Consider the following 19,694-nt stretch of genomic DNA (forward strand, 5'->3'; position numbering starts at 1 on the left):
TCCCAGGGCAGAACCTGGCCGAACGGACGAGGTCAGATCAGGCACAAAATCAGTTAGACTCGACGGCAGTTTGGGTCTGCCCCGGGCCGGCCCGGGTCGACCTTTTCAACCGCGTTTTCTCCGTGAATGGAATCCAGGCAGTCGATGCGCTATTCGGTTGAAATAAAAAAATTCCTCTACAGCCAGTACTTCTATGGCGGCCTGCGCATCGCAGTCGGCGTGTCGTTACCTGCCATATTGTGTCTGATCGTGTTTCACGATCGCGAACTCGGCTTCACGATCGCGACCGGCGCACTCGGCGCATGTGTGGTCGATATGCCGGGCCCGCTCAAGTACAAGCACAACGAGATGCTGGCATGTACGGTGATCGGCTTTCTGTCCGCGCTCGCCACAGGTCTCGCCACTGTCAACTCGGTGGCGCTGTGGTGCACGGTCGTGCCGCTCACGTTCGTGCTCTCATTGATCGTCGTGTATGGCAATCGCTGGCCGCAGATCAGCTTCGCCACGCTGTTCATGATGATCATGACGCTGGAAGAGCATTTCACGCCGATGCAGGCGCTCGTCAATGCGTCGTGGATTCTGGTGGGCGGTCTCTGGTACACGTACTGGTCGACCTTCGTGAGCCGCTGGATGATGCATCGCATCGAACAGCAGGCGCTCGCCGAAAGCGTGTTCGCGTGCGCGGACTATCTGCTCGCGCGCGCCGCCTTCTACGATCTCAATAACGATCTCGACGAGTGCTATCGCAATCTGGTCGACAAACAGATCGCGGCAGTCGATCGTCAGGATGCCGCGCGCGACATCGTGCTGCGCAATCTGCCGAAGCTGAAAACCGGGCGGCTCGAACCGCGCCGGGCGATGCTGTTCAATCTGTTCATCAACACCGTCGATCTGCACGAACTGTTTGTCGGCGCGCATGTCGATTACTCGCTAGTCCGGAGCACGTTCGGCGGCTCCGACCTGCTGGTGTTCTACCGCGATCTGATTCGCAAATCCGCAGCCGATCTCGAAGAGATTGGACTCGCGGTGCTGCAAAACCAGCCGCCGCGTACGCGTGTGAATGTGAAAGCCGAATTGCGCGCCATCGAATTCGAGATCGAACTGATGCGCAAGCAGGACCTGCCTGCCAGGAACCCTGAGGCTTATTCGGCGATATTGTCCACCTTCCGGCGTATCTGGAGCGCCACGCGCCTGATCGACAAGATGCACAAGAGCCTGTCAAGTGATCCGAGCGAAACCGAGACTGAACTGCGCCTCGACAAGGCACTCTCCCGCTTCGTATCGAGCCGCCGCGTGCCGTTCGGGTCGATCTTCTCGAATCTGACCATGGCCTCGCCGAGCTTCCGCCATGCGCTGCGCGTGACGATCGCGGTCGCCGTCGGTTTCTGGCTCGGCCGCCTGCTGCCGCTCACCAACGCATACTGGATCGTGATGACCACCGTCATCATTCTGAAGCCTGGCTATTCGCTGACCAAGCAGCGCAACGGGCAGCGGATCGTCGGTACATTGATCGGCTGTGCGGCGAGCATCGCGCTGATGATCTTCGTCAAGGAACCGCACATCCTGCTGGTCGTGATGTTCGCGTCGATGGTGATGAGCTACAGCCTGTTGCTGTTCAATTACACGGCAAGCGTGGTGTTCACGTCCTCGTATGTGCTGCTCATGTTCCATCTGCTCGCGCCGGGCAGCATGCGCATCATCGGCGAACGCGCGATCGATACCGTGGTGGGCTGCGCGATCGCCATCGCGGCGAGCCACCTGTTCCCCTACTGGGAATACCGGTTGATGGGCAAGCTCGTCAACAACATGATCAATGCGACGCGCCAGTATCTGGAAGCAAGTTGGTGGTGGAGCGGCAAGCCCGCCGCCGCAGTTGTCGCTACGGTGACCGAGGCCGGCGCGTTTGCGCCCGCCGCGGCGATGGCGGATCCGGCCATCGAATTCGGCAACTCGACGCTCGCGGTGGCAGACGCCGGAGCGAATGCGAGCGGCAACGCCGCTCCAAAAGCCGGCGCAAGCGCGGGTGCGGCCTCTGGTGCAAACGCTGGTGCAGGCAGCGCCGGCGCCACCACGGCCGGCAGCGCGAGCGCCAAGCCGGTCAGCGGTGCGTCCCCTGCCGCCGTAGCCGCTGCAACCGCGCTCGATCGCGATTATCGCTACCGGCTCGCGCGCAAGAACGTCCACGTCGCGTTTGCCAATCTGGGCCAGGCATTCCAGCGCATGATGCTCGAGCCGAAGTCCGCGCAGAAGTTCGTGCCCGAATTGAATGACCTGCTGGTCCGCAGCCACGTGCTCGCCTCACAGATCACAGCAGCCGCGCCGTTGCTGCGCACCTCCGCACAGCAGGTCGACGGCGTCTCGCTGCAGCCGTTGCAACGCGCCCTGAGCGTCGTCCGCGACAACCTGACCGAAGCCGAAGCCGGCCGCGCGCCGCCCGCCGATCAGGGCGAGCAGATCAAACTCATGTCGCGTGAGTTGGATGCGATGGTGGTCGAGACGGAGAAATCGCAGGACTACTCGGCAGACGCCGTCCACGACATGAAATTGCTCGCCCATCAGAGTAAGCAGATGCTGGCGGCCTCGGCGCAGATTCGCAAGGATGCGAGCGTCATTCGCCTGCCGGACGAGTGAAACGATCGCGTCGTCTTATTCCGCGGCGCCGCTTGCGGGCTTCGCTGCGGTAGCCGCAGCCGCCGCGTCAGAAGAAATCGTCTGCGCCGGCGCATTCTGGCGGTCGAATTCGCGCTTTTCCGTGATGGCGTTATAGAAGAGCGTGGCGATCACCAGCAGTACCGCGACCACGATAAAAACAGCAATGCCAAAGGTCGGGTTCTTCTTGCGCGGCGGTTTGTTCATGAGGCGGGCTCGGTTCGCGAGACAATCGCGGATAGTGTCTGGGAAGGCGGCATTCTACGCCCACTGAGCTTGCACACGCCTTGCAATCAGCGCCGCTCCACCACCGCCGAAGGCCGCACCGGCAGCGCCGTCGAATACTTGATCTGCTCCATGGCGAAACTCGAACTCACGTCATACAGCGGCACGGCGGCGATCAACAGCTTGTAGACGCGATCGTAATCGTCGATATCGGACACCACCACGCGCAGGAGGTAATCCGTCTCGCCGCTCATGCGGTACACCTCCACCACCTCTGGAATCTCCTGCACCGCGCGCGTAAAGGTCTGCGCCCAGGCCTCGGTGTGCTGATTCGTGCGCACCGCGACGAACACGGTCGTGCCCACGCCGAGCTTGCGCGCATCGCACAGCGCCACCTGGGCGCGAATGACGCCGGTCTCTTTCAAACGCTGCAGCCGCTTCCAGCAAGGCGTTTGCGACAGATTCACGCGTTGCGCCAACTCGGCAATCGGCATGGTTGCGTCTTCCTGCAACAGCTCAAGCAGCTTCCGATCGATGATATCCATTCCCATCGTCACACCCTTATAGGAAATTATTCTACTTTTAAGACCCTAAGGGGAATTATATGGAAACTCTTTCTCCAGGCAAACGGGTATAAATATGTCTATCCAAAAATAGCCGATAAGCAGCCATGCAGCTGCACAGCGATCATGAGCCAAGACCTTCGTTCAACACCCGTAGCCCGTTCCTCCGCCCACGCCACGCAGTTTGCCGGGGCGCATGAAACCCTCGCGCGCATGCACCACAGCGCGCCGCTGGCGCACCTGTGCGATGCGCTCGACGCGATGTTCGAAGCCTGTGCAAAATTCCCCGAACCGTCGGACTCGACCTTCTTCGCGCGCAGCATGCGCGTCGCACTGGCCGAAGCCGCGGCGAATCCCGAGTTACTCACATCGGCGCAACGCGAAGGCTCCACCGAAAAATACCGGCGCCATCTGCTGGCCGCCGATCCGCACGGCCGCTATGCAGTCGCCGCGCTGGTGTGGCTGCCGCAACAGGCAAGCCCGGTGCATGCGCACCACACATGGTGCGGCTATGCGGTGATCGAAGGTACGCTGAGCGAAACCGTTTTTGAATGGAATGGCGCACAGCACTGCGCGAGCGCCACCCGTACACAGGCGCGCAATCCCGGAGCCGTGTCGTTCGTGCGCGGCGGCAGAGGCGGCATTCATCGGCTGGGCAATTGCAGTGACGCGCCCGCCGTCTCGCTGCATATCTATGGTGTCGCGGGCGCGCAGATCGCCACGCATGTCAACGACATCGTGCGCGCGACCGAGGCACCGGCGCTCGTCTGAACCCTGCTCACCACGCATGTAGCGCGTAGTCAGCTTTTGCCGCTTGCCTCGCCTGCCGTCGGAATCTGCGGTGGAATCGGCGCGGTCTGCCCGGTTGGCGGCGGCGCCGGACGCGGTTCGTGCGATACATCGCGCGCCATCGCCACAGCAGCGTGCGCCGCTCGCGTCGAAGCCCCCGTCTCAGCCTGCGCGTGCCCATGCCCATGCGGACCGAGCTCGGGCAGCTCATCGTTCGGCAAAGGCTGCCCTTCGCTATCCTTCGACGACGTGTACACACGCATCTGCGGCACCGGAATCTCGATGCCGGCTTCGTCCATCTTGCGTTTAAGCCTCAAATTGAAAGCGCGCGCCACGCTCCATTGCTGCAACGGCCGCGTCTTGATCTGTCCTTTCACGACCATCCAGTTCGGATCAAAACGGTCGAGCCCCCACACCTCGATCGGGCCCAGCATTTCGCGCCGGTAGCGGAAGTCGGCCATCAGATCAGCACCGACTTCCCGAATCAGATGCGTGATCTGATCGACATCGGTCGAAAACGACATCCGCACTTCGAACACTGCATAAGCGAAGTCGCGCGACAGGTTCTTGACGATCTTGATCTGCGAGAACGGAATCGCGTGAATCGCGCCTTGCCCATCGCGCAAGCGGACGGTGCGGATCGATAGATGCTCGACGGTGCCCGCGTGACCACCGTCCACGTCGATCCAGTCGCCGACCGAAATCGTATCCTCGATGATGATGAACAGGCCGGTGATCAGGTCGGTCACGAGCGACTGCGCGCCGAACCCGATCGCGAGGCCGATTACACCGGCGCCGGCCAGCAGCGGCGTCACATTGATGCCCAGGTTCGCCGCGGTGACGATGCCGGCAATCGTCATGATCGATACCAGCAGCACATTGCGCAACAACGGCAGCATCGTGCGCGCCCGCGTGCTCGGATTACGCGACTTGGTGCGCGGACCGCCTGGATTGAGGGCTTCTGTGATCGCGGTGTCGACCAGAATCCACAGCAGCCATGAAATAAACACCGTCGCGATGATCGCGGTCACCGCGTGCGCTATCCCGCGCGCCGCCACGTTTTCCTCGACCACTTCCGCGAGCGACACCCCCCACAAACGCGCCGCCAGTTCAAAGAAGAACAGCCAGATGAACAGCGTCAGCAGCGTGCCGCAAAAGCGCAGCAAGCGCGACAGATAAGGCGAGCGGCGCCGCGCGCGCGGGCTGCGCGGGCGCGTCATGCGCAGCACCACCGCGGACAGGAAAAATGCGAGCACCAGCAACAGCGCGGTCACCACCGAAATCTGCAGCACGTTCTCGCTGGAGCCTGAACCGCCGAGCGTGGCGACCACTGACGCAGTGGCAAGCACAAGCACCGGCACGTGCCAGAGCGAGGCGAGCACGTCGAACGCATCGGTCGCGGCCCTATGATCGCTGCGCTGTTCGTAAGGCCGGTTGCGAATCAGATGCGCGATCGGCCGACGGAACGCCAGCGCGAAATAGCCGGTGAGCACGGCGGCCGTCATGTTGGCGGCCGTCGAAATCAGCGCGGCGAGATTCGATCCGAGCTGATGCTCGACGTCGTAGTTGACTGCCGCATCGCCGAGCGCCGCGCATATGCCCACGACGAACAGCACGCGCCGCGCGTGCTCGATCAGCAGACGCACCGCAACCCGCCGATGCCCCGAGCCGAACAGCGAAAACATGATCAGACAGATCGCCGAAAATACCGCTCCCGCGACGATTGCATAGGCGACCACCATGCCGAGCGTACGGCCGAGCGCATCGGGCATCGCGCGCACGAACAGCAATGCAGCGAGAAAGGCCACGATCCACGGCCCGACGCGGCGCAGCGCAAAGATCAGCAACTCGCGCGTGGTGGGATTCGGGTTGAGCCCCAGAAGAATACCGAAGCGCCGGTATAGCCGGTGTTGCAGGTAGATCAGCGCCCCAGCGCAAGCGCCCCAGCCGGCCAGCATGGCAATCATCGAAAAGACGACGCGGCCGAAGCTCTCGTGCCCCTGGCCAGAAATGATCGTATAAAGCTCGTTGCCGGCCGCGTTGAAGCGTCCGCCCCAATAGCGCACCGGCGTACGGCCCTGATGCACATCGGATTCGAACGAAGCGATGCCCGACGCGATCGCGCCGAGCAAGCCGGGACTCGGTTGCGCGGGCGCGGCCGGCGCGACGTTTTGCGAGACCTCGCGCAGCTTTTTGAGCTGGGCGACGAGCGCGGTGCGCTGCCGGTCGTTGTCGAGCGTGGCGATCACGCTGTCGAGCGAGCGCGCCAGTTCCGCCTGACTCGCGGGCGACGGCGCGGAGGCCGCTTCCGCAGCCGAAGCGCCCGAAGCGGCAGACGCAGGCGTTGCCGTCGCACTGTTGATCAGGCTCTGCAGTGCCGGGATGACCGGCGTGGTGGCGCCGGCAGCCAGAGCACTCGCGGGCATCCATCCGATACCGAGGATCAGGGCGAGCCAGACCGTGGCCGTCCACGCACTGAGCCACGCCGCGATGTGGGCGCGACATTCGATGTGACCGAAAGAAAAATGAAAGGCGGCGCGAGTCGCCGGTTGCCCGCCGTTAGACGGCGCGGCCCCGGACTCACGCCGCAATGGGCATGACTGCATGGCGATCCGTAAGAAAACGGGAGACGCCAGTTTAGCCGCAGTTTCACCGCCGGCGACCGAACATGCGTAACCGATTGTTAGGACGCTTGCGCAAATTCGAGGATTGGCGGGCCTCCCTCCTCTCCCGAGCGGCCACTACGACGCCTGCAACGGGCCAGGCGAGGCACAAGCCGCGCACGGTCCGGTAAGGCTCAATAAGCCACTGTCGCGATCTGACGGACGAAACGGCCCTGCTCCAATTCGTCGACGAAGGCGATCGCATAGTCTTCCGCGGAAATGCGGCTATTGCCCTCTGCGTCAGCCAGCAGCGTGTTCGCGCCCGTGCGGAACTTGCCGGTGCGCTCGCCCGGGGCAATCAGCGCGGCCGGCGCGAAGAAAGTCCAGTCGAGATCGGTGATACCACGGTAGTAATCGAATGCGTCGCGGTGAGCCAGTGCGATCGCTTTGTAGGCGTCCGGGAAACCGTCGGTGTCGACCAGTTGCTTGCCCGGCGCCACTTCGAGCGAACCCGCGCCGCCCACCACCACGAGGCGCTTGACGCCCGCTGCGCGTACGCCTTCGACGAGCGCATGGGTCGCCGTGGTCAGCGCCGCGAGATTGCCGTGCGGCGGGGCATAGGCGCTCGCCACCACATCGTGACCGCGCACTGCGGCGCCGACGCTCGCAGCGTCGAGCAGATCGGCTTGCTCGGCTTGGAGATTCGCCACATCCGCCGGCACGCGCGCCGGATTGCGCGCCAGCGCCGTCACCTGATGCCCGCGACGGGCCGCTTCCAAGGCGATCCGCGAACCAATCGTGCCGGTGGCGCCGAACAATGCGATTTTCAACTGTTTGCTCATTTCGATACTCCTGTGATTAGCCTATATGTAACTATATTGATTACATATAACGCGGAAAAAAGAGGGGCGTGAGCCCCCGTTCGTTCTCAGGTACGCGCGTCTCGACTACACCACACGCGCCCTCCGATGCTACTTCATTGCCATGTCACCCATGCGGACGCCGCTTGCGTTCACGCGCCCGTTCGGCGCGCACCAGGTCGGAAGTAGCATCAGCCAGCGTGCGTGCGCCGAGCGATGCCTCCATGGCCTGCTGCGCTTCGTCAATGATGCCGCGCAGCACGACCTGGATATTCCGCCCCACCATGCATGCAGGATTTGGCTCCTCGCGATGCATGGCGAACAATTGCGCGTCGTCCACCGCACGATACACCTCAAGCAAGGTGATGTCGTCAGGCGGCCGGGCGAGCAGCGCGCCGCCGCCCGCGCCAAGTTGCGAGGTCGTGAGACCCGCCTCGGCCAGCATGGTCAACAGACGCCGGATCAACGCAGGATTCGTATTCACACTGCCCGCGATCATCTCCGACGAAAGCGGCGCGCCTTCCTGCAACGACAGCAGCGCGAGCACATGCACCGCAAACGCAAACCGGCTACTTGTATTCACAGCAAACCCGCCCTGCCACGACAATGTGTAACTATAGTAATTACATTTAATCCGACTGTCAAACGACCGGAGGCGCAAGTCACCATCTCACTTGTCCATCTGCTTTTGCGCATCGCTGGAATCGCCCGGCGCAGACGAAGATGCCGACACGCTAGCCGACGACGCCGAACTTTGTGCCGACCATTCCTGCAGCTTGCGCCCCGCCGTCTCCAGGCTCTGGCCGGTCAACGCCGCCGCCTTGCCGAGTTGCGCATTCGTCGCGCTCGCCGCGCCTTGCAGGTGGGCTTCCGCGGTCGACGCCAGCGAGGCGGGATCGATCGTGATCGACGGCGCGGAGGCCGATTCGAGGTTCTGCTGCGCGGTGGCCTTGGTCGCATCGACCTGCTGGCCGACGTAGCTGGCTGCCTGGTCGAGCTTCTGACCGGCGGCTTGCGCGGCATCGTTGAGCTTGCCGGCGACCTGTGCCGACGCATCGTTCTTCTGACAGGCCGCGAGCCCGCCGAACACGAGAGCGACAACAGCAACGCGACGCAACAGCGGCGAACGAATAGATAAAGTCATATTTAAGTGTGAGCCGCATCGAGCGGCTTCCGCATGCGAAAACGCGCCAATGATACGCCGTTGCGCCGCACGCTCCCCTGCCCGAGCATCTGGAAGCCCGCGCGCTCGAAGCGCCGGCGCGCGCAGGGGCTGACGTCGGCGCTTGGCGCAGTAGCCCCGCCCTGCTACGCCGCCGCGTCGCCTGCCTGCATCCTGCACCATTGATTACACGCCATCGGTCCTCCTTCGCGGTTCTGTCAAACGCATTGGGGTAGACTGACGTCCCGCTCGATGTGTTCCGTTGATCAATTGGAGGCATGCGATGGCAGCAAAGAAGATCCTGTTCCTGACCGGCGACTTCGCCGAGGATTACGAAACGATGGTGCCGTTTCAGGCGCTGCAGGCGGTCGGCCACGTGGTTGACGCGGTCTGTCCGAACAAGAAAGCGGGCGAGAAGATCAAGACCGCGATCCATGATTTCGAAGGCGACCAGACCTACACCGAAAAGCCTGGCCATCAGTTCACGCTCAATGCAACGTTCGACGACGTCGATTCCCGTCAATATGACGCGCTGGCGATCGCGGGCGGCCGCGCGCCGGAATACCTGCGGCTCAATCACAAAGTCATCGAACTCGTGCGGCAGTTCGCCGAAGCAGGCAAGCCGATCGCCGCGATCTGCCACGCCGCGCAATTGCTGGCCGCCGCCGACGTGATTCGCGGCAAGCGCATTTCCGCCTACCCGGCCTGCGCGCCCGAAGTGAAGCTGGCCGGCGGCGAGTACGCCGACATTCCGGTCGACGCCGCGATCACCGACGCCAATTTCGTCACCGCCCCCGCATGGCCCGCTCATCCTGAGTGGCTGCGTCAATTCCTCGTGCTGCTCGGCACCCGGATCGAACTCTGATCCTGAGGCGAGCGCCTTGCCTTCGCGGCAATGCGCGCTCGCCAAAACGCTCCCACATTTGAGACTAGTCCGATAGTTCTCAGCGAAAGGCTTTCCTATAGTCGCCGGTTGACTTGGGAGCTTTTTCGATGGAACTGACTGATTGGATCGTCATTCTCGCCGTCACCTTGATGGCGATTGCCTTTTTCTGCGCGCGCACACCGGCCAACTGGTCGCGAGAAAACCGCGCGCGACGTCTGGCCGGCACGCGCATGCTGGTGCAAGCCGCCTGTTCGTTGTGGGCCGCCCTGTTGATCCTCGCGCACGGCCTGTTCGCCCTTAACGGCCTGCCCGGCCTGCATCCCGCCCCGCTCGAAGCGCTGACCGGCGTTGCGATCCTGATCGTTTGCGGCTGCTACTGGTCGATTCGCGGCGGCAAACTGCTCAAGCCGCGCCGACTCTTTACCGCGTACTGATGCCGGGCGCGGCATTGGCGGCATGGGCCGTCGCACCGCCGCTCAGTCCAAGGCCATCAGCATCACCGAGGCCAGCGCGCACTTCGCGCACGCCACGGACCACGTGAGCACCATTCACCAGCGAGGCATGCGTTTCGACAGCCTGTTGCGCAGCCCGCACGTCGGCTTCGGGCAGCGACAGATAGAACGTCGTGCCCATGCCCTCTCTCGACTCCGCCCACACGCGTCCGCCATGCCGCTCCACCACGCGTCGCACAAGCGCAAGGCCGATGCCTTCACCCGTCGCCACATTGCCGTGCAGCCGCTGAAAGGCGTTGAAAAGTCGCGGCAGCGCGACCGCCGGAATGCCCAGGCCGTTATCCCGCACGTAGAAAATCCGCAACGAATGCACACCCGGCGGCGCCGGTGTCGTACCAATTTCGATCTGGCCTTCACGCGCCGGGTCCAGATAATTGACCGCATTGCCAATCAGGTTCGCGAACACCTGTTCGAGCGCGGTCGGGTCGCCCCACACCGCCGGCAACTCGTCGACAGCGACATGCGCCCCGCGCGCCCGGATCGACCCCTGCATGGCATCGACCACACGCGGCACGATATCGCGCACTTCGACCTTTTGCTGCCGGTACTCCACGCGGCCGACACGCGACAGCCGCAATAGCGCGTCGATGATATGAGACGCCCGCAGCACAGCCGTCTGCAGGAAGTGCAGTGCTTCGCCGATATCCTCGTCCACCACCCGTTCAATGCGCTGCCGCGGCTCTGGCGCGAGCGACGACTGGCGCAGCACGGCGCGCAGATCGTCACACGCGCGAATCAGTTCTTTGGAAAAGCCTTGCAGATTCACCAGCGGCGCACGCAGGTCGTGCGACACGCTATAGATGAACATTTCGTTTTCCTGGGTCTGTTGCCGCAAGGTCTCGTTGATGCGCGCCAGTTCGCCGGTGCGGCGCGCGAGATCGGACTGGAAACGCGCCTGGATGCGCTCGGCTTCGAGCAGGCGGCGGCTGGTTTCATGCAAGGTCAAATCGAGCCGGGCGATTTCGTCGCGGCCCGGGCCAATCGGCGCCAGCGGCTCGTTGCCCGCGAGGCGCCCGGCGTTATCGGACAGCAGCGCGAGCCGGCCACGCACGCCGCGCGTGAACAACCAGACGGCCAGCGCGACGAACAGCAACGAGCCGAACACGGCCGCGACGACCAGCATCTGTTGCCGCTCACGCGCGGCCTCGGCGGCGTTCGAGCGCAACGAGTCGAGGCGCCGCTCTTCAGCCTGGAAGGCCACCACCTGCTGACGGAAGCGATCGAGCACGTCGGCCGAGGCCAGATCGCGGAAGCGATCAAGCAGATCGCGCCGCCGCCCCGAATGCAGCATGTCCTGAATGCGGTCCGACCATTGACGATACCCCTGCACCGCCTGGCGCACCTGCACCACGCGTTCGACTTGCGCCGGGTTGTCGGCAACCAGCTCGGCCAGTTGGTCGATGCGACGGTCGACGTCCATCCACAAGGTGACCGGCGTCGTAAAGTGGGTATCGCTGGCGAGCACCGCGCCACGGAGCGCCACGGACTCACCCAGCACCGGATCGAGAATCGCGGTGGTTTGACGCAGCACGTCTTCGCTATGGATGGCCCACTGCTCCGCTTGCGTCGCGTCGGACTGCGCCTTGACCAGGCCAGACAGCAGCGCCAGTTCGAAGAGGGCCGGAATTGCGATCAGCAACAGGCCTTTAGTGGTCAGTCTCATGCGAGCGCATTGGAGGTCGGTGGCCGGCAGATCATGCACGGGGACGGCACATTATGTCGGCGTTTGCACTGGAAGACAAAGACGACGCGCCACCAATCAAGCTTCTGCCACCCAATAGCGCCCCGCGCCCGACCAATACGCATAAAACGTCAGGCTTTTGAATTAAACGTAAATCAAATCGAATGTCTTGCCCATATTTGGATCACGACGACCGATATGAAACCGTCACGCACCTAATTTGTGCTTTCGCTGTTGTTCGAGGTGCAAAAGATGGTGCATCGCTCAATCAACAAGGAGCGGCGCAACACCCATTGCGGTGCGGTTTTGCACCTGATCGACGCCTACCGGCACAAGTTTGGCCCGCTTCTTGCATTCAATGCCCGCTTTTTTGGCATAAGCGGGACACATCGATGGAAAGTCTGAAAACCGGCACCGATACCCTCTTCCTTTTGCTGGGTGCCGCAATGGTGCTGGCCATGCATGCGGGATTCGCGTTTCTCGAACTCGGCACGGTACGCAAAAAGAATCAGGTCAATGCACTCGTCAAGATTCTGGTGGATTTTTCGGTCTCGACGATCGCGTATTTCTTCATTGGGTACACGATCGCCTATGGCGTGCAGTTCTTCGGCAGCGCCGAGTCTCTGGCCGCGCACAACGGCTATGCGCTGGTGCGCTTCTTCTTCCTGCTGACCTTCGCCGCGGCAATTCCGGCGATCGTGTCGGGCGGCATCGCCGAGCGCTCGAAATTCAATCCACAGCTGTTCGCCACTTTCGTGCTGGTCGGCTTCGTCTATCCGTTCTTTGAAGGGATCGCGTGGAACGGCCGCTTCGGCATCCAGGGTTGGCTGACCCAGGTGTTCGGCGTGCCGTTTCACGACTTCGCCGGCTCAGTGGTGGTGCATGCGTTCGGCGGCTGGGTCGCGTTGCCGGCGGTGCTGTTGCTCGGCGCGCGCCACGGCCGCTATCACCGTGACGGCGGCATCGCCGCGCATCCGCCGTCGAATATTCCGTTCCTCGCGCTAGGCGCCTGGGTGCTGACGGTGGGCTGGTTCGGCTTTAACGTGATGAGCGCGCAAACCATCGACAAGATCAGCGGCCTCGTGGCGGTCAATTCGTTGATGGCGATGGTCGGCGGCACACTGACCGCGTGGCTCGCAGGCCGCAACGACCCCGGCTTCACCTATAACGGCCCGCTCGCCGGGCTGGTCGCGGTATGCGCCGGCTCCGACGTGATGCATCCGCTCGGCGCGCTGGTGACGGGCGGCATCGCGGGCGTGCTGTTCGTCACTATGTTCACTTGCGTGCAGAACCGCTGGCGCGTCGACGACGTGCTCGGCGTATGGCCGTTGCACGGCTTGTGCGGCGCGTGGGGCGGCCTCGCGGCCGGCATCTTTGGCTTGCATGCGCTAGGCGGCCTGGGCGGCGTGTCGTTCGGCGCGCAACTGATCGGCACGCTGGGCGGCATCGTGGTGGCATCGCTCGGCGGCACGCTCGTGTACGGGGCGATTCGCCTAACGGTGGGGCTGCGGCTCGACCAGGAGGACGAATACAACGGCGCGGATCTGTCGATTCACAAGATTTCCGCAACGCCCGAGCGCGAAACGGTCGGCTGACGCACTGGCCATCCAGCACGGCTAGCGGCGGACAGGATGTTTCGTGTCCGCATGCTCGCCGAGCAGGCCGAATTCGATTGGGCAACGCGTGTAGAACACCGGCACGTTGCCCGCGCGCACCGCCTCGAGCAACGCTTCCGCCTCGCCTTCAGTGACCGCGAAAATCACCTGGAACGGTTGGTCCGCCAGTTCGAAGAAGCGCGCTGCATGCCGCGCGCCCGCGTGGCCGACGCCTTCGGCCGCCGCCACGACGGTCGCGCCATGAATGCCGACGACCTTCGCGATCGACAGCAAACATTCCACGACCGTTTGATGACCGTGGCGCTTGTTCTGCTCCGTATAAAACGTGAGCTGGTAGCCCTTCATCATATCGGCCTCCCGCGCAGCCGCAGTGAACCCACAGCAAACGCCCGCAGGCGCTGTCTCTATTCTAGGTCACGCCTCATGCCATGCCGACCGCACACGCTCGCCGCGGTTGCGCTCACCTGTCCCCAATGCACTGCCGATGCTAGACTTGCGCGCTGGAGATGGCATTCGCCTTAACCGCCCTTGATGGCTGATGGTGCCTGCTTCGCCCGGACAACTGCGGACGCGGCATCACGCCTCCCGCTCAACCCGGTTTGTCGACCTTTTGGCTTCGCCAGAGTACTTTCGCATGTATTTGTCCATTCTCGCGGTCGGCATTGGCGGCGCGCTCGGTTCACTGTTCCGCTGGTTTCTCGGTATCCGTCTGAACGGCCTGTTCACGGGTTTGCCGCTCGGCACCTTCGCCGCCAATGTGATCGCCGGCTACGTCATCGGCGTTGCGGTCGCGGGGTTCGCGCGGGCGCCGCAGATCACGCCCGAATGGCGGCTCTTCGTTATCACGGGCCTGATGGGCGGCCTGTCGACTTTCTCGACGTTCTCGGCGGAAGTCGTGCAGCGCTTGCAGGACGGCCGGCTCGGCTGGGCGGCTGGCGAGATCGTCATTCACGTGGGGGCTTCGCTCGTGATGACTATCCTGGGCATCGCAACCGTTTCGTTGCTGACGCGCTGAAAACCGGGCGCTGGATGCGTCAGTAAATTCTCCGATGCAATGCGGCTGCCGTTCAAACCTGTCGCAGACCGAATTCCATGAGTGCATTCGCCAGAATGTCCACAGCCTGCTCAGTAACGGCGTTGTAAAGAGAAGCCCGCAATCCGCCAATTGAACGGTGCCCCTCCAGTCCAACGATGCCTTGTTCGCTAGCCATTGTCACAAACGCATCGTCGAGCCGCGCATCGCCGAATGTGAACGACACGTTCATCTGCGAGCGCCAGCGACGATCCGCGTGAATGGTCACCGCGCCCTCCAATGCGTCGAGCGTGTCATACAGCCGCCGCGCCTTCCTTTCGTTGATGCCTTGCATCGCCTGCAGACCACCGATATCGAAGCGTAGCCAGCGCGTAATCAACGTCAGCACATAGATCGCGAATACGGGCGGCGTGTTGTAATTCGAGCCGTGCGATACGTGGGTGCGAAAATCGAGGATCGCGGGCAGGCCATCGGGTATCCGTTCAAGAAGCGAACGCTTGATGATCGCAACGGTCACCCCCGCTGGCCCCAGGTTCTTCTGGGCGTGGGCATAGATCATCGAATAGCCGTCTGGCCGGAAAGCCTTCGACAGAAAATCGGACGACATGTCCGCAATCAGCGGGACTTGCGTGGATCCTTGCCAAACAGGAAATTGTAAGCCTTCCACGGTCTCGTTCGAGACGTGGTGCAAATAGGCTGCGGAGCGGGAGATATCCAGCTTGTCGAGGGCGGGCAATTCCCTGTAGCCGGTCGTGTGGCCATCCCACGCAACTTTGCGCTCGCTCACCCTGGCCGCCTCCGCGGTCGCCCGGCCGCTCCAGTAGCCGGAGCTCACATATTCGGGCGGCGCGAATCCATTTCCGGCGAAGTTCATCGGAATCGTCGCGAACTGCAAACTACTGCCGCCCTGCTGGAACGTTACGGCGTAGTCGTCGGAGAGTCCGAGCAGAGCGCGCACATTCTGTTCGGCTTCGTTCAGTATCGAGCGAAACCAGTCCGAGCGATGACTCATGCCGAGCACGGAAATGCCCGTTTCCGGCACAGCGGCAATCGCCTCACGCGTCTGCTCCAGCACCGTTTCGGGAAGCGCGCCGGGACCACCTGAAAAATTCAATGCATTGGACTTCACTGTGCCTCCAAGGCCAGCAGTTGGGTCCAGGGTGCGTCGGCGGCCGCGCCGCGCGCATGGCCACTCACCGTCGCAACGGACCGCTGCTCGTTGATACGTTAGTTAGCTTGCGTGAGACCCGTCAGGCTGACCCGCCAGATTCCGCGCGCGTCGTTCGAGCATGGTGTGAAACGCCTGCTTGATGCGTTCCACCGCTCCCTTCTTGTACGGGAATTGACTGTTATTCCCATGAACAAGCATGCTTGCATTGGCTTCGAACACGACGACCGCGCCCTCACGGTCAAGCGCACAGTCGATGCCGAAGTAGTCCAGTCCCATCGCGTCGCGAATCGACTGCAACCCCGCACGCTGCGCTACGCCGAAGACACGCCACGGATCCTCCAGGAACGCCTGCTCTTCGGCCTGCATCCACGGATGGCTAGCCATATTCGTCGTGACATGGTGGACCTTCCATTTGTCGTCAATGGCGAGGTGGTACGGCAGAATCTCGTCGCCGACACAAACGAAGCGGTACTTGCGGAAATAGCCGTCATCGGACCGGTAGTCGACAAACGGCGTGAGGTAGTAGCTGCTTGCATCGTGCCGGTTCAGGAAGACCAGCAATTGCGCAGGGTCTTCCATCCTCTCGAAGTCGTCGCCGCCGTGCGTGCCCGCCGGCCTCACCAGCAGCGGAAACGACAACGTGGGCTGCGAGGCGCGCGAAAGTAATTCGCGCAACCCGGCTGCCGGATAAAGACGCGTTTGCGGAACGCAACAGTCCGGTACTTCCGCGAGGCGTTGCGCGACCGACTCGCGATTCGTACCTGCAATGGCTTGCGGCGGATTGACGACGGGACTACCGACACGATCTATAAACGCTTGCGCGGGTCCGAGGAAAGCTTGTCCTCGATCGACGTCGGAAATCAGATTGATGACCACGTCCGCGTAGACTCTGAGCCGATCGACGTCGTAGTCCATGTCTGGCAACAGCGTGATCACATTGCTCTCAAAACGCGCCTGCCCGATCAGATACTCGATTGGCGTATTGCCTGCACTGGGCCCGAACACAAACAGCACGCGAAAATCCGGTGGTGCAACGATCGCCGGAACCGTGATGAGCGGCTTCAATTTCAGCGCACGGCGATAGTTAGTGTCCGCCTCGGCATCGAGGCCTACCGCCTGCTGGAAATTTGCAACGATGTGCAAAATCGCGGGATCGTCAGGATCGTGTTCAAGGACACGCTCGAAATAATTGAGCGCGCGTTGCCGCCGCCCCGCGCACGCCTCGGCAAGGCCAAGCTGCCGATACACGGCAACCTGATGACCGGGACGGTTCAGCAGCCCCGTGAGCCAGCCGATTGCTTCGTCGAACCGATCCTGCCGAATCAATACCTGTGCGAGGCCAAAGCGAGCGTCCCAGTGGTCCGGTGCAATGCCGATCGTTTCACGGTAATGGCTTTCGGCCAGGTCGAGACGTCCCGCTTGATGATGCGCGGACGCCAGAGAAAAAAGACGATCGATGGACATGATTGATGACCGCCGCATGCGGACAACCTGACGCAATGCTTGCGGGTCGATGAAGCGAAGGTTAAGACAGCCTCCGTCTCTGCTTGTACAGATGAAGGCTGACCAGACGGGACAAGGGAGGGAAGGAAGCATAGCAGCGCATTCCCGCCTGGTTGATCGAGACCTGAATTCGAAGACTTACCGGTCATTACGAAGACCGCGCGACGTAACCTCTCGTAATACGAAGTCGCGTGACGGTACCGTTTCACCGCCCCGGTTATCGCCCTGGAGGTTCGCCGGCTGACGTCGACTGCCGGACAACGAGGATCGGAATCTGACTGTGCGTCAGGACCTTCTGAGTCTCACTGCCGAGCAGAAACGCCCGCATGCCGCTTCGACCGTGGGACGCCATAACAATGAGATCGCAGTTCTGCTCTGTTGCAACGCTGATAATCGCCTCATAAGGATGGGCGCGATTCATGGAAACCGTATTGCACTCGACACCTGCTTCCGCAGCCGCTCTTCTGATCACCCCGAGATAATCATCCGCGCGCTGCCGCGCGCTCTGAATGATTCGTTCCTCGTTGTCTGCGATCATCTCGGAGCCATATGCAAGGACATGAAACTCCGGGATGACATGAAGTCCCGTAATTCTGGCTCCGTTTTCCACGGCGAGCGTTATCGTCATCTGAATGGCGGCTCCAGAAAGCGCCGAGCCGTCGGTCGGCACCAGCAGATGCTTGAACATACCTTTCTCCCCCGCGACTCGGCCGATTCGCGTTGAAATCCTGCTCGGCGCCGCTACCACCTGAACCCGTTGAGGCTGATTCCGAGGCGACCTCTTTGAGTATAGACACCCTGACGCAGTGCCGGGAAGCAGCCCATATGCGTGCCTCAGGCGACCTCACTATGACAGGTCTGGATGCTATTTTTAAGTATCGAAGTACAGGTAAAACTCCCATGGATGGGGGCGCAGTTTGATCGAATCGATCTCGCGTTTGCGCTTGTATTCGATCCAGGTCTGGATCACGTCTTCAGTGAAAACATCGCCCTTGCGCAAGAACGCGTTATCGGCCTCCAACGCCGCGAGCGCCGCATCGAGCGAGTCTGGAACCTGCCGTATGTTGCGGGCTTCTTCGGGCGAAAGATCGTAGATGTTCCGGTCGAGCGGATCGCCCGGATCGGTCCTGTTTTCAATACCATCGAGGCCGGCCATCAGCATCGCCGCGAACGCAAGGTACGGGTTGGCTGACGGATCCGGGCAACGGAATTCGACACGCCGCGCGCCCGGCGAATTCGAATACATCGGGATGCGCGCGGCGGCCGAACGGTTACGCTGTGACATCGCCAGATTGACGGGTGCCTCGTAGCCCGGGACCAGCCGCTTGTACGAGTTGGTTGTCGGGGCGCAAAAAGCCATCAGCGCAGGTGCGTGTTGCAGCAAGCCGCCGATGTACCAGCGGCACAGGTCGGAAGTCAGCGCCCAACCGCTTGCCTCGTAAAAGAGATTCTCGTCGTCTTTCCACAGGCTCTGGTGGCAATGCATGCCGCTCGCGTTGTCGGCGAACAGCGGCTTCGGCATGAACGTGGCCACCTTCCCATGCCGGCGCGCGACGTTCTTGCAAACGTACTTGTAGATCATCACGTTGTCGGCCATGCGCGTGAGCGTTGCAAACCGCATGTCGATTTCGTTCTGGCCGGCTGTCGCAACCTCATGGTGATGCACTTCAATCTGTACGCCGGCCTGCTGCAGCGTCAACGCGATCTCCGAACGAATTTCCTGCAGCGTGTCGTGAGGCGGTACCGGGAAATAGCCCTCCTTGTAGCGCTGCTTATAGCCAAGATTGCCGCCGCCGTACGCGCCCTCGTCACGACCCGTATTCCAGTCGCCCTCGGACGACTCGACATAGTAGAAGCCGCAGTGCTGATCCTGGCCAAAGCGGATCGAATCGAAGATGAAAAACTCGAGTTCGGGCCCGACATAGCATGTGGTTGCAATACCGGTTTGGCGTAGATAGTTTTCCGCCTTTCTCGCCACGTAGCGCGGATCGCGTGAATACGGCTGCTGCAAAACCGGGTCGACCACGTCACAGATGATCGACAGCGTCGGCGTCTCGCAAACCGGATCGACGAAAGCGGTCGCCGGATCGGGCCTGAGCAGCATGTCCGATTCGTGGATCTCCTGAAAGCCGCGGATCGACGAGCCGTCGAAGCCGATCCCGGCGTCGAAGAGATCCGGGTGAACTTCAGGAAGTGTGATCGAGAAGTGCTGCAAGAGTCCGGGTAAGTCGGTGAACTTCAGATCGACGATCTGGATATATTTTTCTCGCACCAGGTCGATCACATCGTTCGCGCTTCCCGGTCGAGTGACGCGGAAGCGGCCGGCTTCGGCGGACACCGCGAAAGGGGATGCCGAAGCTTGTGGCGTGGTGGACATGGGCTCCCTCCTCTTCCGGCACCCGGCCTCTGGTCCAACTTTAGACTGTCCGCGAGCGAAAAGA

General features: G+C 62.2%; 18 protein-coding genes and 1 riboswitch. Of the genes, 6 read left to right on the forward strand and 12 right to left on the reverse strand.

Annotated elements, in window-relative coordinates; all coding sequences use genetic code 11:
- The first annotated feature begins 144 nt into the window (after positions 1 to 144).
- Entirely contained in the window at positions 145 to 2,631 is a 2,487-nt protein-coding gene (locus KHO31_RS32555; protein WP_201075249.1) for an FUSC family protein, read from the forward strand.
- A 15-nt stretch (positions 2,632 to 2,646) separates the two neighbouring features.
- Here KHO31_RS32555 and KHO31_RS32560 read toward each other — a convergent pair whose 3' ends face one another.
- Positions 2,647 to 2,856, reverse strand: coding sequence for a hypothetical protein (locus tag KHO31_RS32560; protein WP_201075250.1), 210 nt, complete (start codon positions 2,854 to 2,856; stop codon positions 2,647 to 2,649).
- Between the two features lie 86 nt (positions 2,857 to 2,942).
- Complete coding sequence (locus KHO31_RS32565; protein WP_201075251.1) at positions 2,943 to 3,425, reverse strand: Lrp/AsnC family transcriptional regulator; 483 nt, start codon at positions 3,423 to 3,425, stop codon at positions 2,943 to 2,945.
- Between the two features lie 225 nt (positions 3,426 to 3,650).
- Between KHO31_RS32565 and KHO31_RS32570 the strand changes: the two genes are divergently transcribed.
- Positions 3,651 to 4,208 (forward strand): cysteine dioxygenase family protein, encoded by a 558-nt coding sequence (locus KHO31_RS32570; protein WP_236061241.1) that lies wholly within the window; start codon positions 3,651 to 3,653, stop codon positions 4,206 to 4,208.
- A gap of 29 nt (positions 4,209 to 4,237) precedes the next feature.
- Here the strand turns inward: KHO31_RS32570 and KHO31_RS32575 are convergent, their stop codons facing one another.
- The 4 genes from KHO31_RS32575 to KHO31_RS32590 form a co-directional block, all read right to left on the reverse strand.
- A complete protein-coding gene (locus KHO31_RS32575; protein WP_201075252.1) occupies positions 4,238 to 6,832 on the reverse strand; it encodes a mechanosensitive ion channel family protein in 2,595 nt (864 codons plus the stop codon).
- A gap of 191 nt (positions 6,833 to 7,023) precedes the next feature.
- A complete protein-coding gene (locus KHO31_RS32580; protein ID WP_201075253.1) occupies positions 7,024 to 7,671 on the reverse strand; it encodes an NAD(P)-dependent oxidoreductase in 648 nt (215 codons plus the stop codon).
- A 145-nt stretch (positions 7,672 to 7,816) separates the two neighbouring features.
- Positions 7,817 to 8,272: an Rrf2 family transcriptional regulator gene (locus KHO31_RS32585; protein ID WP_201075255.1), complete on the reverse strand. Its 456-nt coding sequence runs from the start codon at positions 8,270 to 8,272 to the stop codon at positions 7,817 to 7,819.
- An 87-nt stretch (positions 8,273 to 8,359) separates the two neighbouring features.
- Positions 8,360 to 8,833 carry a hypothetical protein gene (locus KHO31_RS32590; protein ID WP_201075257.1) on the reverse strand — a complete coding sequence of 158 codons (474 nt, stop codon included), beginning with the start codon at positions 8,831 to 8,833 and terminating at the stop codon, positions 8,360 to 8,362.
- A gap of 301 nt (positions 8,834 to 9,134) precedes the next feature.
- Here KHO31_RS32590 and KHO31_RS32595 point away from each other — a divergent pair, with 301 nt between their 5' ends.
- Together KHO31_RS32595 and KHO31_RS32600 are read left to right on the forward strand one after the other, a co-directional pair.
- A complete protein-coding gene (locus tag KHO31_RS32595; RefSeq protein WP_074284543.1) occupies positions 9,135 to 9,716 on the forward strand; it encodes a DJ-1/PfpI family protein in 582 nt (193 codons plus the stop codon).
- 128 nt (positions 9,717 to 9,844) lie between these two features.
- Complete coding sequence (locus KHO31_RS32600) at positions 9,845 to 10,171, forward strand: hypothetical protein (protein WP_201075259.1); 327 nt, start codon at positions 9,845 to 9,847, stop codon at positions 10,169 to 10,171.
- Here the strand turns inward: KHO31_RS32600 and KHO31_RS32605 are convergent.
- Positions 10,158 to 11,912, reverse strand: coding sequence for a sensor histidine kinase (locus KHO31_RS32605; protein WP_201075261.1), 1,755 nt, complete (start codon positions 11,910 to 11,912; stop codon positions 10,158 to 10,160). The two genes, KHO31_RS32600 and KHO31_RS32605, sit on opposite strands and share 14 nt — an antisense overlap.
- A gap of 410 nt (positions 11,913 to 12,322) precedes the next feature.
- Between KHO31_RS32605 and KHO31_RS32610 the strand changes: the two genes are divergently transcribed.
- The gene (locus KHO31_RS32610; protein ID WP_201075262.1) at positions 12,323 to 13,525 is read left to right on the forward strand and encodes an ammonium transporter; all 1,203 of its coding nucleotides are present in this window, start codon (positions 12,323 to 12,325) and stop codon (positions 13,523 to 13,525) included.
- A gap of 21 nt (positions 13,526 to 13,546) precedes the next feature.
- On the opposite strand, the gene KHO31_RS32615 is transcribed toward KHO31_RS32610, so the two are convergent.
- A complete protein-coding gene (locus tag KHO31_RS32615) occupies positions 13,547 to 13,894 on the reverse strand; it encodes a DUF190 domain-containing protein (protein WP_321207345.1) in 348 nt (115 codons plus the stop codon).
- 145 nt (positions 13,895 to 14,039) lie between these two features.
- A riboswitch (Fluoride riboswitch) is annotated at positions 14,040 to 14,101 on the forward strand.
- 79 nt (positions 14,102 to 14,180) lie between these two features.
- On the opposite strand from KHO31_RS32615, the gene crcB reads away from it, so the two are divergent.
- Positions 14,181 to 14,561 (forward strand): fluoride efflux transporter CrcB, encoded by a 381-nt coding sequence (gene crcB, locus KHO31_RS32620; protein WP_201075263.1) that lies wholly within the window; start codon positions 14,181 to 14,183, stop codon positions 14,559 to 14,561.
- A gap of 52 nt (positions 14,562 to 14,613) precedes the next feature.
- On the opposite strand, the gene serC is transcribed toward crcB, so the two are convergent.
- The 4 genes from serC to glnA all read right to left on the reverse strand — a co-directional run bounded on the left by serC (position 14,614) and on the right by glnA (position 19,630).
- Positions 14,614 to 15,708: a 3-phosphoserine/phosphohydroxythreonine transaminase gene (gene serC / locus KHO31_RS32625; RefSeq protein WP_201075264.1), complete on the reverse strand. Its 1,095-nt coding sequence runs from the start codon at positions 15,706 to 15,708 to the stop codon at positions 14,614 to 14,616.
- A 102-nt stretch (positions 15,709 to 15,810) separates the two neighbouring features.
- Complete coding sequence (locus tag KHO31_RS32630; RefSeq protein ID WP_201075265.1) at positions 15,811 to 17,214, reverse strand: tetratricopeptide repeat protein; 1,404 nt, start codon at positions 17,212 to 17,214, stop codon at positions 15,811 to 15,813.
- Between the two features lie 256 nt (positions 17,215 to 17,470).
- Positions 17,471 to 17,941, reverse strand: coding sequence for a universal stress protein (locus KHO31_RS32635; protein ID WP_201075266.1), 471 nt, complete (start codon positions 17,939 to 17,941; stop codon positions 17,471 to 17,473).
- Between the two features lie 183 nt (positions 17,942 to 18,124).
- Positions 18,125 to 19,630 (reverse strand): type I glutamate--ammonia ligase, encoded by a 1,506-nt coding sequence (gene glnA, locus KHO31_RS32640; RefSeq protein WP_211625210.1) that lies wholly within the window; start codon positions 19,628 to 19,630, stop codon positions 18,125 to 18,127.
- Between the last annotated feature and the right edge of the window lie 64 nt (positions 19,631 to 19,694).

Source organism: Paraburkholderia domus (genome assembly GCF_905220705.1).
Classification (GTDB): domain Bacteria; phylum Pseudomonadota; class Gammaproteobacteria; order Burkholderiales; family Burkholderiaceae; genus Paraburkholderia; species Paraburkholderia domus.